The organism is Photobacterium sp. DNB23_23_1 (genome assembly GCF_052873815.1).
In genome coordinates, this window is record NZ_JBNNXT010000001.1 from 199,118 (window position 1) to 214,474 (window position 15,357).

At 47.0% G+C, this 15,357-nt stretch carries 16 protein-coding genes; 5 read left to right on the top strand and 11 right to left on the bottom strand.

What is annotated here, in order from left to right:
- Positions 1-26: 26 nt before the first annotated feature.
- The 5 genes from ACVA53_RS00805 to ACVA53_RS00825 all read right to left on the bottom strand — a co-directional run bounded on the left by ACVA53_RS00805 (position 27) and on the right by ACVA53_RS00825 (position 4,654).
- A complete protein-coding gene (locus ACVA53_RS00805) occupies positions 27-1,037 on the bottom strand; it encodes a tripartite tricarboxylate transporter substrate binding protein (protein WP_255043926.1) in 1,011 nt (336 codons plus the stop codon).
- Between the two features lie 81 nt (positions 1,038-1,118).
- A complete protein-coding gene (locus tag ACVA53_RS00810; RefSeq protein WP_255043925.1) occupies positions 1,119-2,087 on the bottom strand; it encodes a sugar phosphate isomerase/epimerase family protein in 969 nt (322 codons plus the stop codon).
- Positions 2,080-3,093, bottom strand: coding sequence for a transketolase family protein (locus ACVA53_RS00815; RefSeq protein WP_446504283.1), 1,014 nt, complete (start codon positions 3,091-3,093; stop codon positions 2,080-2,082). The genes ACVA53_RS00810 and ACVA53_RS00815 overlap by 8 nt, the downstream gene beginning before the upstream one ends.
- 23 nt (positions 3,094-3,116) lie before the next feature.
- The gene (locus ACVA53_RS00820) at positions 3,117-3,941 is read right to left on the bottom strand and encodes a transketolase (RefSeq protein ID WP_446504284.1); all 825 of its coding nucleotides are present in this window, start codon (positions 3,939-3,941) and stop codon (positions 3,117-3,119) included.
- Positions 3,942-4,000: 59 nt separating this feature from the next.
- Positions 4,001-4,654: a GntR family transcriptional regulator gene (locus ACVA53_RS00825; protein WP_255043922.1), complete on the bottom strand. Its 654-nt coding sequence runs from the start codon at positions 4,652-4,654 to the stop codon at positions 4,001-4,003.
- Between the two features lie 431 nt (positions 4,655-5,085).
- Here ACVA53_RS00825 and ACVA53_RS00830 point away from each other — a divergent pair, with 431 nt between their 5' ends.
- The 5 genes from ACVA53_RS00830 (at position 5,086) to ACVA53_RS00850 (ending at position 9,087) form a co-directional block, all read left to right on the top strand.
- Positions 5,086-5,541: an RpiB/LacA/LacB family sugar-phosphate isomerase gene (locus tag ACVA53_RS00830; RefSeq protein WP_255043921.1), complete on the top strand. Its 456-nt coding sequence runs from the start codon at positions 5,086-5,088 to the stop codon at positions 5,539-5,541.
- Positions 5,542-5,549: 8 nt separating this feature from the next.
- Positions 5,550-6,548 carry a dihydroxyacetone kinase subunit DhaK gene (locus tag ACVA53_RS00835; RefSeq protein ID WP_255043920.1) on the top strand — a complete coding sequence of 333 codons (999 nt, stop codon included), beginning with the start codon at positions 5,550-5,552 and terminating at the stop codon, positions 6,546-6,548.
- 2 nt (positions 6,549-6,550) lie between these two features.
- Entirely contained in the window at positions 6,551-7,186 is a 636-nt protein-coding gene (gene dhaL, locus ACVA53_RS00840; protein ID WP_446504285.1) for a dihydroxyacetone kinase subunit DhaL, read from the top strand.
- 56 nt (positions 7,187-7,242) lie between these two features.
- On the top strand, positions 7,243-8,103 hold the full coding sequence (locus tag ACVA53_RS00845; RefSeq protein WP_446504286.1) for a sugar phosphate isomerase/epimerase family protein: 861 nt from the start codon (positions 7,243-7,245) through the stop codon (positions 8,101-8,103).
- 93 nt (positions 8,104-8,196) lie between these two features.
- Positions 8,197-9,087, top strand: a complete 891-nt coding sequence (locus ACVA53_RS00850; protein WP_255043917.1) for a LysR substrate-binding domain-containing protein — start codon at positions 8,197-8,199, stop codon at positions 9,085-9,087.
- 137 nt (positions 9,088-9,224) lie between these two features.
- On the opposite strand, the gene ACVA53_RS00855 is transcribed toward ACVA53_RS00850, so the two are convergent.
- The 6 genes from ACVA53_RS00855 to ACVA53_RS00880 all read right to left on the bottom strand — a co-directional run bounded on the left by ACVA53_RS00855 (position 9,225) and on the right by ACVA53_RS00880 (position 15,306).
- Positions 9,225-10,196, bottom strand: a complete 972-nt coding sequence (locus tag ACVA53_RS00855) for a TAXI family TRAP transporter solute-binding subunit (RefSeq protein WP_255043915.1) — start codon at positions 10,194-10,196, stop codon at positions 9,225-9,227.
- A 60-nt stretch (positions 10,197-10,256) separates the two neighbouring features.
- Positions 10,257-11,093 (bottom strand): 3-keto-5-aminohexanoate cleavage protein, encoded by an 837-nt coding sequence (locus ACVA53_RS00860; protein WP_255043913.1) that lies wholly within the window; start codon positions 11,091-11,093, stop codon positions 10,257-10,259.
- 46 nt (positions 11,094-11,139) lie between these two features.
- Positions 11,140-12,471: an aspartate aminotransferase family protein gene (locus tag ACVA53_RS00865; protein ID WP_446504287.1), complete on the bottom strand. Its 1,332-nt coding sequence runs from the start codon at positions 12,469-12,471 to the stop codon at positions 11,140-11,142.
- Positions 12,472-12,631: 160 nt separating this feature from the next.
- Positions 12,632-13,753 (bottom strand): alanine dehydrogenase, encoded by a 1,122-nt coding sequence (gene ald, locus ACVA53_RS00870; RefSeq protein ID WP_255043910.1) that lies wholly within the window; start codon positions 13,751-13,753, stop codon positions 12,632-12,634.
- Positions 13,754-13,765: 12 nt separating this feature from the next.
- The gene (locus ACVA53_RS00875; protein WP_255043909.1) at positions 13,766-14,542 is read right to left on the bottom strand and encodes an SDR family NAD(P)-dependent oxidoreductase; all 777 of its coding nucleotides are present in this window, start codon (positions 14,540-14,542) and stop codon (positions 13,766-13,768) included.
- A gap of 14 nt (positions 14,543-14,556) precedes the next feature.
- Complete coding sequence (locus ACVA53_RS00880; protein WP_255043907.1) at positions 14,557-15,306, bottom strand: TSUP family transporter; 750 nt, start codon at positions 15,304-15,306, stop codon at positions 14,557-14,559.
- Positions 15,307-15,357 lie beyond the last annotated feature (51 nt).

Here is a 15,357-nt window from a genome sequence, read left to right on the forward strand (position 1 = left end):
GGGCTCCGGTTTCAAGCTCAGGTGTGTTACTCAGGGCGAGGAATACCCAGTGATTCAGGGTTTACTTTGGCAGCCTCTAGCTCCCACAGTGTCCAGCTAAAAAGTGATTCCAGTCGAGCCATACGCGCGTTTGCTGTCTTACCAAATTCACCTAGGATCTGGTAATGGTTTTCATTGGCGTAGTTTTTGATTTCATCACTTTGCATCGCTGAGGCGAAGGCTTTGGCAACCTTCATCTTAATTTCTTTCGGGGTTTCTTTTTTCATGGCGAAGCCGATCGCTTGCGAGATTGGCAAGTGTTGAGTCAATGCTGGATAGGTTTCCAAGCCAGAAGGAATAGTAATATCGCCTACTGTAAATGGTTCTTCAGTTAAAGTGGCAAGCGCTTTAAAATCACCAGATTGGATTAACTGATTTTGTTCGGCAACCGAAGTGATAACCACATCAACTTCACCACTCAGTGTCGCATTCTGACTATTTGATGAGCCCGGGTAGGGAATAAAGTTCATTTCAGCATCAATACCTTTCGCAAAAGCAAGGTAGTTAATGTGGTGCAGTGAACCGGCAGACCCTGCACCGACTCTCAGTTTGTTCGGGTTTTTCTTGGCATACTCAACCAATTCTTCGATGGTATTGAACTGAGACTTTCGGGATACGGAAATAACGTCAGGAGAACTAGCAACAATAAAGTAATCGAAAACATCCATGCGGTTATCCCAGCCACCCATAACGGCAGCGGCGACATTGGACTCAGAAAGGCCGACAAAGGTATAGCCATCGGCTTTGGCCCCGTAACCTTCCAACAGCCCGACAGAGCCAGAGACCCCCCCAGGTTTATTAATGACGTTAATATTGGTACCTAGATATTTTGCCATGGATGCCGTTGTCACGCGGTTGATGACGTCTGTGCCGCCACCTGCAGACCAAGTCACCACATCGGTGATGTTACGGCTGGGGTAGCGTTCCGACGCGACAGCGACGTTAGATAACAAGGCAGCAGCCAGTGCCGCTCCGGCAAGTAAGGTTATTCTTTTCATGTTGTGTACCTTTTATTATATGTTTGTAGGGTATGCGGTTAACTTAACAATTTGTTATTGAACGATTTGTAGAGGAAGTCACTAAAACTTCATAAAGTAACTTTGCAGGTCTGCCCAGATATCCATGTATTCCTTTTTGTGGAGACTTTCTTCGAAATTGGACATACCGATTTCGTCTATGCGGGCAGAAATTCGATTGGTCATATTGACGTTAGCTTCAAACATCTTGACGATGTCCCAGCGGGTAGGGGAGGTATCTGAGGTCAGCCATCCCTGATAATTGAATTTTTTTAGATAATAGATAAATTCGATATATTGCATCAGGCTGCGACTTCCACAGAAGTAATCCCAGTCCCACTTACCATCGTTATCGTTAATATGGATGTAGTACTTCACATCCAGGGCGTTCAGTAGTGCTAACTCTTCCGCTGGATTGTTGTCACCATATAAAGAATGGCCGTAGTCCAGAGTGACGCCGATATTCGGGTTGCCAATATCTTTAATCAGGCAAATGGTTTTCGCTGCATTATCTAGGTAACAACGACCTCGCACTTCATTTGGCTTGAATTCAATAAACAGCGGTATCTCCGGTTTATATTCACCTGCCGCTGCGAAGGTTTCGCACAGGCGTTGCCAGGTTTCTGTGTAATCGGCCTGAAATGAGAATTCATAACCATCGCTTAGCGGGCAGCATTGAACCTTGTCTGCACCAACGGCTTGTGCAAAATCTTTTGCTTCTTTGATAAAGCTTACCGCTCTTTCTCGTACGGCTTTGTCTGGCGAGGTTAGCCCGCCTGATTTAAATTCAGGTTCAACTTTGACGTTGACATTAATGCAGGCAACCTTGATGTCATATTTAGCCAGCAGTAACTTGACTTCACTGAGGTTGTCGAAATTCACTTCGTAAGGGTAGACAAGCTCAGCACCTGTCATTCCTTCGATCATGCGTAGGGTCTGGAATTTTTGTTCCAGTGTTTTGGGTTCGTTGTATTCTGAAAAACGATCCTTGGTTTGCCCCAAGAATGGGGTGATTACTGCATGCTTAAACATTGGTAACTCCCTGTGCTTGTTGATGTGCAGGTTGATTGGTGAATTTCTGGCTTGCTGACTTAACAAGCATCGCGCTTGCTGCGTCGATAATGTGTTTGGCGGATAGGCCGTACTTATCAAGTAACATCGGGTAGGCGCCAGACTCTGCAAACGTGTCATTTAGACCAAGATGATCAAACCTTGCGCTGATGCCTGCTTTAGCCATTCGTGTTGCAATCTCATATGCCATGCCATTGCGCTGTTGATGGCCTTCAGCAACGATAACGCGTCCGGTTTTCTTGATAGATGCTTGGATGGTTTCCCAATCGAGTGGTTTTACACTGTAGGCATCAATGACCTCAACGCCGATACCCGATGCGCGTAATTCCTCAGCAGCTTCTATGGCCTGGAAAAGAATATCGCCGTAAGAAACAATCGTCAGATCGTTGCCGGTGCAAAGAACATGACTACCACCACACTCAAAGGTCGCTGTTTCGTCATACAGTTCGTAATAGGAATCACGCATTAATCGGCAGTAGACCGGCCCCTTGGTTTCCATCGTGACATCAAACAGAGCGCGGGTGGAGGCGGTATCACACGGGGCAAAAACATGCATATTTGGTAGTGTGGTCATTAGCGCCATGTCTTCGGAAGCTTGGTGGGTAACTCCGTCGATTGCTGCGGTGGTCCCACCGTGAGAGGACATCAATTTTACATTCAGGTTAGGGTAGCAAATAAAACTGCGAACACTCTCAAGGGCACGCATTGTAAGAAAAACACCATAGCCAGCAACAATCACCGGACGCCCGTTGGCGGCCATACCTGATGCGGATGCCATCATGCCAAATTCGGCGATCCCCATCTGGAAGTAGCGCTCTGGGTACTGTTGATTGAATAGATAGGAGTTGGTCGAATAACCGATATCTGCTTCGAACACTGCAAAATCTTTGTTGATTTCACCATATTCCACCATACGTTCAGCAAAGGCTAAACGGGTTGGCTTTTTTGACTTTACTAGCTCTTTCATAATGTTCACCAATCTCTCTTTGCTTAGGCAACCAGTTCGGCACGTGCTGCATTAAATTCGTCAGTTGATGGCGCCTTGCCATGCCAGTTACGAACATTCTCCATAAAGCTGACACCTTTGCCTTTTACCGTATTGGCAACGATACAGGTGGGCTGGCCCTTATGGTGACGAGCGGCTTTCAACGCATCCAGGATTTGCTCTATATCGTGTCCATCGATGGTCAGCACATTCCAACCGAAAGAGGTGAACTTATCTTCAATGCTTAATAGCGGCATAATCTCGTCACTGGTGCCATCCATCTGCAGGTTATTTTTGTCGATAAAGAACACGAGATTGTCCAGCTGGTATTTCGCAGCGACCATTGCGGTTTCCCACACTACGCCTTCGTTAATTTCGCCATCACCTAACACGGAGTAGACTCGCCGGTTATCTCCAACCATTACACCTTCAAGTGCCATCCCCGTTGCGGCGGCACACCCGTGGCCGAGAGAGCCTGCCGTTGTGTCCAGACCCGGTGTGCTTTTCATATCCGGATGACCTTGCAGGATAGAGTTGATTTGGCGAAGGGAGCCCAGATGTTGACGATCGAAGTAGCCAAGACGTGATAGGCATGAGTACCAAACAGGGCAAGCATGGCCTTTAGAAAGGACAAAGCGATCCCGGTTTTCTTTGTGCGGGTCATTGGGGTCTAGATTTTCCATCTCTGAAAAATACAGCGTTGTTACTATTTCAGCAGCTGAAAAGGAACCGCCAATATGACCTGACTGGGCCTTATAAACCATATCCAAAATATCAAGACGAATATTTCGGGTAAGTTCATAAAGCTCTGCCACACTTTTTTTAGGCATAGCAGTGCCCTCCTTAATTAAATAAGTGATGAGTTTTTCTTAAATCTAGCTATTTAACGTTAGCTATCTAGGAAGTGATAATTATCTAAAAAACCAATAAACTGTTTTGATACTTCTCGCCAGTGTTCTAAGTGCATTTTTCTAGCGCCGAGAGCATCACCTTTTTCTATCGCATCAACCAACTTATTATGCTCAGCAATTGAATCCCAAGGTAAAGGACGAAGTTTAATCACTATATCTTTACATCTTTTATTCTGTTCGTTGTATTTTTTGGCTGTTTCTATTAGCCTTGAATTTCCAGTGTATTCAAATATTTCTTCATGGAACTGCCGGTCATAATCGGCCCATAAAAAGATGTCATCTTTTTCTAGAGCCACATTCATAAGCTTTGTGTACTCTCTTAACGTGTTAATTTGCGCGTCACTAAGCTGGTGTTGAATACATAACTCAATCGCTGTTACTTCCAGATGAGCAATGAGTTCATACAACTCTTGTAAGTCTTTCTTGGACAATGCACAGATGCGTAATCCGTGTCTTGGGTGCAGTTTTATCAACCCATCAGCTTGCAGCCTCAGCAGGGCTTCACGAACCGGCGTTCGGCTGAAACCACATATTTCAACAGCATCTTCAACGAGAAGTTGCTGGCTGATTCTAAATTCATTGTTAAGAATCATGGTCTTAAGCTTTTGGTATGCTTGCTCGGATAACTTCATCGTCCTTTGACCTTTTCCGTATGCGTCCTTGTTTAGCTCCATTATAAGCATGTTCTTATGACTCATACGCTAAAAAATTTCTTAATTAATTTTTTATGTTGAGGGCAGTATAGGTGAGTTGAACTGATTAAAATTTGAACTCAATCACGCAACAACACGTTTTTATAATAAACAGTAACGTACAAAAAAAGTACGTTACTGTTTTAATTAAAAACACCAATAAATAATAAATAAATATTGCTTCTATTTTTTATTTAAATGTTTAATTTTTTTGGTTTTTTATTAGATTCTTATTTTTTAATTTTCATGGTGATGTGGATATTTCGTGATATATGTCAAATAGAGCGATGGATTAATTAGATTATTATTTGTTTATGCCTTAGCGTAAATATAAATCAAATGTTGTTTGTTTACCTGATGTGGAGCTTGTTATGAACATTGCAATAGGCTGCGATGACGCAGCGGTAGAATTTAAAAATATACTAAAGGATTACCTTGTTTCACTCGGTTATGAATATACAGATTATAGTGAAGCCCCTAAACATAGTTCTAATTTATATGCGGATGTTGCTGAGAGGGTTGCACGTGCTGTCGCTAGTAATAAACATGAACGAGGGCTTATTGTGTGTGGCACCGGTATAGGTGTTTCTATTATGGCCAATAAAGTACCAGGTATTCGTGCTGCTCTTTGTCATGACGTTTTTTCTGCCGTTAGGGCAAGAAAGAGCAATGGTGCTCAAATTATAACAATGGGATCACGAGTGATTGGACCGGAGTTAGCTAAAACGGTGCTGAAAAGCTGGTTGGATGCTGATCAAATTGATGAGTCATCACTACCTAAAGTCCAACGTATCATGGAATTGGAAGATGCCATTCAGCTCGGATAGGAGGCAACATGAGAAAGCCCAAGAAGTTATTAAATAACCCTGATGCCGTAGCCCGAGAGCAGTTTGAGGGTTTTATGGCAGCCGTCGATCATTTGGAGCCGGTTGGTTCGTATACTGCGGCCTTTCGCAAAGATTTTTGTTCGGACAAGGTGGCTATTGTGACAGGTGGCGGTGCTGGTCACGAGCCTATGTACGGTGGTTATGTGGGGGCCGGATTGGCTGATGCCGTGGCTATTGGGGATGTGTTTGCCGCCCCGTCTCCGGATGTCATTATTGAAACCTGCTCGGCATTGAATCCGAACAAAGGTGTGATTTTTGTCTACGGAAATTATGCTGGTGACAATATGAATTTTGATATCGCAGCGGAGCTGCTGGAAGACGACGATATCAAATCTCATACGGTTCGTATTAATGATGACGTAATTTCAGCGCCTAAATCGAACAGTGTTGAGCGGCGGGGCATTGCTGGAGCGTTATATGTTCTGAAGGCGGCAGGTGCAGCCGCAGATATGTACCATGAATTTGATGATGTTGTTGCCGCAACAGAAAAAGCCTTGAAACACACGGCTTCAGTTGGTGTTGCTCTTGGTCCTTGCGCTATTCCGAGAAATGATACTTTTAACTTCGAGATTGCCGATGATGAAATTGAAATCGGAATGGGGTTGCATGGTGAGCCCGGTGTTGGCAAATCTAAGTTAGGTACTGCTGATGAAACCGTCTCGACATTGATGGATAAATTACACAAAGATCTGGATTTGCACGCTGGCGATGAAGTGTGTGTATTGGTGAATAACCTCGGCGCATCTACCCAGATGGAACTTCTGATTGCGAATCGGGCTGTTAACAACTATTTGAACGATAATGGGATTGCTGTATACGATTGCTTGGTTGGCAATTATTGTACATCGCTTGAGATGTCAGGGTATTCCATCTCCCTTTTTAAATTAGACGAACAACTTAAGTGCCTGTATGACGCTTCGTGCCATTCTTTTGCCCTGAGGAAATAATGATGAATACACGTGAAACGATTGAGATGATGCAATTGGTTGCCAAGGGAATGGTGGCAAATGAACCTGCACTGACAAAGTATGACCAGGCTATCGGTGATGGTGATCATGGCTTAGGCATTGAGCGCGGTTTCACTCAGGTTGCTTCTTACCTGAGTGACGATTTCTCTGCGCGTGATGTGGGTGATGTCATGACTAAAGTCGGCACAAAACTGATGTCAACCATGGGGGGGGCCTCCGGTGCGATATTTGGTACTTTGTTCAGGGCTGGCGGGAAGGCTATTGCGGGCGAAAAGCAATTAACGTCATCTGTATTTGCGCGCTTCTTAGACGCAGGGCTTGAAGGGATCTATAAGCGAGGCGGGGCAAGTGAGGGGGCCAAAACGATGATTGATGCTTTGGCGCCCGCCATGCGACGTGCCTATCAGCTTGCTGATGTCGACTTCAGACAAGCGATTGCTGAAGTGGCAGAAGCCGCTGAACAGGGTGTCGAAAGAACAAAAGAAATGATTGCTACCACGGGGAAAGCGAAAACGCTAGGCGAGCGTTCGCTTGGACATCCTGATCCTGGCGCTATTTCCATGTCTTTGCTTCTAAAATTTATGGCCGAGTATGCTTGTACTGAGGTCGTGGCATGAAAAAGGTATGTTGGGCTAAGCAGGGCGCTAGAGCCTATTGTGAGTAGAGGTATATTGTGAAAAATAACTTTTCTATCAGTACGGTTGCTTATGCCGGGCACAGTATCGAATCTGCACTTGACTCAATTTGCTCGCTGGATGTTTACAATGTTGAGTTAGCCCTGATTCAAGGGGCTATATATGATTTGGATGAGGAGGGTGTTAGCGAGTCTAATGTCAGGCATATTCGTGATTTACTTAACCGACGGCATATGAGTTGTACCTCATTAGCGGCACACTGTCATATGACGCTGGATAATTGCGATGAGCGGCTACTCAAGAGGATCAACCTTGCTAGCATCCTCGATTGTCAGCGATTAATTATATATGCACCGCGAAATGGCAATTTAAGCCAGTTTCAGCGAGCCGCAAGTCGGGCCATTGCTCGTGCGGAGGCGTTAGAGATAAAGATCTTGATTGAAAATGTCGGTGATCAGCAGCCATACATGCTCAATGACTCGAGCGATTTTGAACCGGTAATCAATGAGTTTAATTCAGAGGCTTTGGGGATCAACTTTGATCCCGGTAACCTTGCTTCACACCGACCAGAGAATGATTTGTTCCAGTGCGCAGTGCGAAGTTTGGATATCGCTGAACATATTCATATCAAGGATCTTGTGTTTGATGGCAATAGCTACCAATTCTGTGCTGTTGGTGATGGGATCTGCCGTTATCAAGCGTTGTTCAGGCATGTATCTAAACATAATAGTATGCCGTTTTTCAGCATTGAAGCTCCCTTTGCCATGATACGGAAGGCGGATGGCCGTGCAGTGCTTAAGCCTAAGAGTGAAGTACTTTCATTAGAGGAGATTAACGCCAAATTAAGGGCATCTGTTCAACTGATAATGGAACTCTATCGGCCAACGAACGTTTCGTGACTCCATCTGCAATTGTCACTCTACCTAACAATTGCCTATTGCTTCTATAACACATAGATTAAGACTTGGAGCTAAGGGAATAGGAATAGGGTTGTGCTAAATATGCAGGAGCTTCCTTCTATAAGGGCGCTCAGAACGTTCATCGCTGTGGCTAATCATTTGAGTTTTTCAAAAGCAGCCAAAGAGCTGTCAGTTACCCAGGGGGCTGTCAGTAAGCAGATATCTCATCTGGAGCAGCAGCTAGGGCAGCCATTGTTCGAACGCCACCTCAATGGGATTCGGCTCTCAAGTGTCGGCTTGCGGTATTTGCCACAAATTGCTGAAACCCTAGAAGCCTTACAAAATGCCACGGCCAGTTTGCGTCAGCTCGATCAAGTCGACGAGGTGCTGACGGTGAATGTGACCCCGTCCTTTGCTAGCCTTTGGCTGATCCCGCTTATTAACCGTTTTGCTGAAGCCTTTCCCAATATTCAGGTTCAGCTGAAAACGGGCGATGGGCCAGTGCAAGATATCAGCAATGAAAATGATATTGTTATTCGGTGTTTACCGCTGGCAAAATATTATGAAAATGCCACGTTGCTGTGCCGGGAAAACCTTCGCTTGGTTGCCTCGGCTGAGTTACTTAGGAAAACGCCGATTCGACATAGCGATGACTTGGCAAAACATGTTTTTCTCCCCCAAGTGACACGGCCGCAGTTGTGGGAGCAATTTAAAACCCACCACGATATTGAGTTTCCTATGGCGTTTTATGGTGTGGGGTTCGAGCACTTCTATATGTCTCTCGCTGCGGTGGAATGTCAACAGGGTTTGGCGTTACTGCCTGATTTTATGGTCGAGGGTTTAATTGCTAAACGAGAGTTATTCAATCCGCTTAACATAACGATGGAAAGCCACTACGGTTATTACATTATTGTGCCTAACTATAAACGTCATGCTCGGAAGGTGTGTGTCTTCAATCAGTGGATCGGTGAGATGTTGTCTTAAGGGTTAGTGTTAAGGCATACCCAACGTTAAGACAGATACCTACCACTATGGCTTGGCTTATTGGCTTGTCGTTAAACAACAAAGAGCGCATATGCGCTCTTTGTTGTATTTGCCGTTTGATATTACTGACGGTGTGGTTACATCAAGCCGACTTCTTTGTAGTATTTCGCTGCACCCGGATGAATCGGTGCAGACAGGCCGTCTCTGATCATCTCTTCTTTTTTCAAATGAGCAAAAGCTGGGTGAAGTTTCTTGAAGTCATCGAAGTTTTCAAATACGGACTTAACGATGTTGTACACCACGTCATCTGGCACAGAGGTAGAAGAAACAAATGTGGCACCGACACCAAAGGTGGTGACATCAATGGCGTTACCTTTGTACATACCGCCAGGTACTGTCGCAACGCGGTAGAAGCTGTTGTCTTCAATCAGCTTATTCACTTTCTCACCGGCAACGGTGATGATTTTGCTATCACAAGACGTGGTTGCTTCCTTGATTGCCCCACTCGGGTGACCCACGGTGTAGATCATGGCATCGATCTTGTTGTCACAAAGTGCTTTTGACTGCTCCGAGGCTTTTAACTCTGATGCCAGTTTAAAGTCCTCCATGGTCCAGTCATACCTTTCCATTAGTACTTCCATAGTACCGCGCTGACCTGAACCTGGGTTACCAATATTGACGCGTTTGCCCTTGAGATCTTCAAACGTTTTGATTCCAGAGTCGGCACGGGCAACGATAGTAAACGGTTCGGGATGGATGGAAAATACAGCGCGCAGATCTTTGAACGCACCATTATCGGCAAATTTACTGGTGCCGTTGTAAGCATGATATTGCCAATCTGACTGGGCGATACCCAAATCGAGTTCACCCGCTCGAATGGTATTGATGTTGTATATGGAGCCACCGGTACTTTCTACCGAGCAGCGAATATTGTGTTCTTTTCTGTTTTTATTGACCAAGCGGCAAATTGCTCCGCCTGTTGGGTAGTAAACCCCAGTTACACCACCGGTTCCAATGGTGACAAAGCGGCTTTCAGCAACGGAAAGTGAAGATGCACCGAGCAGCACTGCGGCACCGGTGATAGCAAAAAGCTTGTTGATAGATCCCATAGAAGTCCCTTCTTAATGAGTTTTACGCAATAAAGCAAAGCCAATGGATACGGCGTCTGGCTAAGCGGTGAGGAGCTGGCGAAAACGGTCAGCATCAAGGGTTGCCAAACCAAGTTGTTTGGCTGTATCGGCAAGCTTAGCCACTTGTTGTGCATTGCTTGAGGCTAATGTACCTTGATGATTAACATGGTTATTTTCAAAGCCAACTCGAATATCTCCACCCATAATCATAGACCCTGTTAGGCAAAGGTGTTCATATTTTCCAAATGCACAGAGTGCCCAACGCTTGTTATGATAAAAAAGCCGTTGTTGCATGAAGGGTGATAGGTCTTGTGGGGTGGCGGTTTGGTGTTTGTCGTAACGACCTAATACCAACAATATGTGATGGTTATCTTGGGGTAAAATACCTTGCTCCAACAGCACAAAATAGCGCGCTAAATCGTCCGGGCTGTAGAGAATGTACTGGGCGATGCAGCCTTGTGCCGCGGTTGTATGAAAAAAGGTACTGGCTTTATCAAGGTAGCTATTGTCGGGGATCAGTTCGCTCAAGGCAAAGGAAGCGGCTTCCGGTTTGACTTCATTGATTAGGGCCATTTGTTGTTCGGGGGAATATTGCCCGACGGCTTCGGTAGTGAGCTGAACAATAATACTGCTTCCAACTCTTTCTTTGAGAGCATGGTATAAGAGGAGGTTATCTTCGATCTCTAATGAGTGCTTTCCACTATTATCCCGGGCATGAAGGTGTACCATGGCGGCGCCAGCGTCGCGGCAGGCGATCACTTCGTCAATGATTTCCTGATGAGATATCGGCAATGCAGGGTGATCCGCTTTGGTCTTTCTTGCCCCGTTGGGCGCGACAATAATTGCAGTTTGACCGATAGAGAGTCTGTTTTCCATCTGTTCAATTCCTGTTTTTTGATAGCCAATAACTAACAGTAAATAGCTACATCCATTGTGCCGAAGCACTGAGCAGCGACACTTTTAATTTGCTAACCAACTCGTCCAATTGGCGCTCTTCGATGATAAAGGGCGGTGCCAGTAAAATATGGTGGCCGGTTATGCCGTCGATAGTTCCTGCCATGGGGTAGCACATCAGACCATTTTTCATCGCCTCTGATTTAATGGCCTTGTGGGCCTGCGTTTTGCTCGGAAGTGGTGCCTTCGACAATTTATCGCTGACCAGCTCAATACCGATAAATAACCCTTTGCCGCGAATATCTCCGATATAAGGCAGTGGCCCCAACGCCTTATTGAGTTTTGACATTAGCTGCTCGCCACGTCGCTCAACGACACTGAGCAGGTCGTCGTCGATAATTGTATCGACAGTTGCGAGGGCTGCAGCGCATGCCATTGGGTGGCACATAAAAGTATGACCGTGCTGAAAGAAGCCCGATCCTTCGGCGATCGCCGTGTAGATTTTGTCGTGGACGATGGCTGCACCTATCGGTTGGTAGCCAGCGCCGAGCCCTTTAGCGACAGTCACTATGTCAGGCACAATACCTTCCTGTTCGAAGGCGAAGAAACTGCCGGTACGCCCGATACCGCACATGACTTCATCAAGGATCAACAACACATCATAACGGTCGCATATTTCTCTGATCCTTTGGAAATAGCCCTCGGTAGCAGGAAGGGCACCGGCGGTGGCTCCGACTACGGGCTCGGCAATGAATGCCATGACGTTGCCTGCTCCAAGCTCAAGAATTTTGTGTTCCAGCTCATCAGCCACCCGGTGGCTATAGGCGAGCTCTGATTCGCCCTGTTGTTGATCCCGATAGGCGTAGCAAGGGGCAATATGGTGTGCGGCAGAGAGTATCGGTCTGAACGGCTCACGACGCCATTCATTGCCTCCGACCGAGAGCGCCCCCAAGGTATTGCCATGGTAACTTTGCCGCCGGGCAATGAACTGACTCTTTTGTGGTTTTCCCTTTTCGACGAAGTACTGACGGGCCATTTTCAATGCGGCTTCAACAGCTTCGGAGCCGCCACTGACAAAATAGGTATGGTTTAAAGCGTCTGGTGCAAGTTCAGCTAATCGTGTTGCTAGCCGCTCACTGTTATCGCTGGTGAAAAAGCCGGTGTGGGCATAGGGAATACTCTCAAGCTGTTCGGCAATAGCGACTTTTACCCGCCGATGGCTGTGGCCTAAGTTCGATACGGCAGCACCGCCACAGCCGTCGAGGTATTGCTTCCCTTCGCTATCGGTAAGGTATATCCCATCACCACTAACAACGGTCGGTAGCTGGGCATGGCAGTGACGATGGAAAACATGGCTCATTACTAGATTCCTTGCATATCAAAGGGTTGTTTGATTGTTGAATGAAACAGGACGGCGAGCAAACGAATAAAATGTTAGGGGTATGAGGAAAAGGAATAGGGCGCGGAATGTATCCGTTGGCCGATAAGCGTTGAGTGACTCGCTACCGGCCTTTTTTGTTTTAAGCGATCTCTAGTGCTTTATCCTGTGAGATAAAGGATAAATCGAGGCTTTTCGCAACACTTTCATTGGTAACCTTGCCATGGATGACATTAAGACCATTCTTGAGGTGCAGATCGGCCTGCAAAGCACGTTTGTAGCCAAGGTTTGCCAAGCGGAGAATGTATGGCAGGGTGGCATTATTGAGGGCAAAAGCGGAAGTCCGGGCCAAGGCGCCGGGCATATTACCGACACAATAGTGCACCACATCATCGACAATATAGGTTGGCGCATCATGAGTGGTGACTTTTGACGTTGCAAAACAGCCGCCTTGATCAATAGCGACATCAACCACCGCAGAGCCTGGGCGCATAGCTTGTATCATCGCTTCACTGACCAGTTTCGGTGCCGCAGCCCCTGGAATTAACACGCCGCCTATCACCAGATCTGCGCCGACCACTGCGTCTTCCAGGTTTTGTTGGTTGGAATAAACGGTTTTTACACTGGCCCCAAATTGAGCATTGAGTTTACGCAGGGTATCTATATTGTTATCCAGAATAGTCGTTTCAGCGCCTAGCCCAACAGCCATCTGTGCGGCATTAGAACCCACCACACCACCGCCAATAATACTCACTTTTGCCGGGGCGACACCCGCAACCCCGCCCAGCAATAGGCCCACCCCACCTTGGGATTTTTCTAGGCAAGCGGCACCAGCTTGTATCGACATCCGTCCTGCCACTTCCGACATAGGTGCCAGCAACGGTAGGCTGTTGTTAGGTCCGGTGACAGTTTCATAAGCAATACACACCGCTTCACTGGCAAGTAGATCTTCGGTTTGTGCCATATCGGGTGCAAGGTGAAGGTAGGTGAAGAGGAGCTGTCCGGCACGCAGCTTAGCGCGTTCTATCGCCAAAGGCTCTTTGACCTTGACGATCATGTCTGCCGTTGCAAAAACCGCATCGGCGTCAGGCAAGATTTCAGCGCCGGCTTGACGGTATTCTGCATCACTGCACCCGATACCAATCCCTGCCGTGGTTTCTATATACACGGTGTGGCCTTGGGCACAGACTTCACGGACGCTGGCTGGGGTCATGCCTACGCGGTATTCATGGACCTTAATTTCCTTAGGTACGCCAATTTTCATCGTTAACTCCTTTTATACAATGTCGAATTTATCTTGTTTGATCACCTTGAAGTTGTCCCATGCTTGCGAGGTCGGCATCACTTCAAGGCTGTTGATATTGATATGAGCTGGTTGCTCGGCGATCCAGCCAATGATCTCTGCAATATCTTCTGGTTGCAGCGGGTTAGCTTGTTCATAAATAGCGTTGTACTTGCCTTGGTCACCCTCGAACCTGACTAAGCTGAACTCACTTTCTGACAGGCCGGGTTCAAGGCTGGTAACACGTACCCCGGTGCCTGCGAAGTCACTGCGCAAGTTACGGCTGAACTGGGCGACAAAGGCTTTGCTGGCACCATAGACATGGCTGCCAGGATAGGCCCAGTTGGCTGCAATACTGGCGAGGTTAATGATGCTGGCTTTGGTTTGTTGCTTAAGAATTGGGAGTAAGGCATGGGTCACGTTGACTAAGCCGGTCACATTGGTATCGATCATGGTGTGCCAGTCACTTAGCTTGGCTTGATCTGCGGGTGAGGCTCCAAGTGCAAGGCCGGCGTTATTGACCAAGACTTCGATTTGGCGAAATGCTGGCGGTAAGTCAGTAATGACCTGCTGAATTTGCTGGGCATCCCTCACATCCATCTGAGCATGGTAAACACTTGTGTATTCTGACAACTCATCAGTAAGAGTACGTAAGCGTTCTTCGCGGCGGCCTGTAATGATCAGGGCGTAACCTTGGCGAGCAAAATGCCGGGCAGTGGCAAGCCCGAACCCGGACGTAGCACCAGTAATGAAGACGGTTGGTTGAGCCATGGTTAATCTCCTTATTAATCCCAAAGCAGCGGTAAGAATTGTCTGGTAATGGCACGAATTAACAACCAGCCAGAGAGTAACAGCAGTAAGTAATAAGCGCCGTGATGGGCAATCGCGATATGTTTACGGCGGAAAAGGTATTGGCCTACAGTAACCCCCACGACGGCAAGCAGGCCGGTGAAAAGTGGAGCCTCTGGTAGAAAATAAAACTGTTTCTCGACGGCATAGCCCAAGCTAACGGCAAGGCAGGTCGTGAGAAAAAAATAACTAATCAAGGTATCGCGCTGCTGGCTAACGGGTAGTCCGCTATAGCGCAAATGGATCACCACCGGCGCGCCACCTGCGGATACCGCGCTGGTTGTCCAGCCTGACATGATGCCGCAAAGCACTGGAGAGGCGAGGGCTTTACGTGCGATTGCATGATTGAATCTAGGCAGTAATGCCATGGCAAGGACTGTCGCAGGCACCAGTAGTTGCAGGCTTGTTTCCGGCAGCCAGTGCAACAGCGCAAGGCCGACTGGAACACCCGCAAATGTCGCCAGTAATATCCGGCGTAAGGCGCGAAAATCGGTACGATCCCAGCTGCTAGCCACCAGTGGTAGGCTGATGAGTAAATCAAGTAACAAGACCGCTGGAACGGTCTCGGCGACGGGGTAGTGTAGGGTCAGTACCAAAATCGCAATGGCAGAAAAACCGAATCCGGTATAGCCGCGGACGAAAGCAGCAAAAAACAGCGTTGCGGGTATAACAATAGAGATAATCACACTGCCTTCCTTGGTCTGTGCCGTTGAAACATAGCACTAGGTTACGGTTTG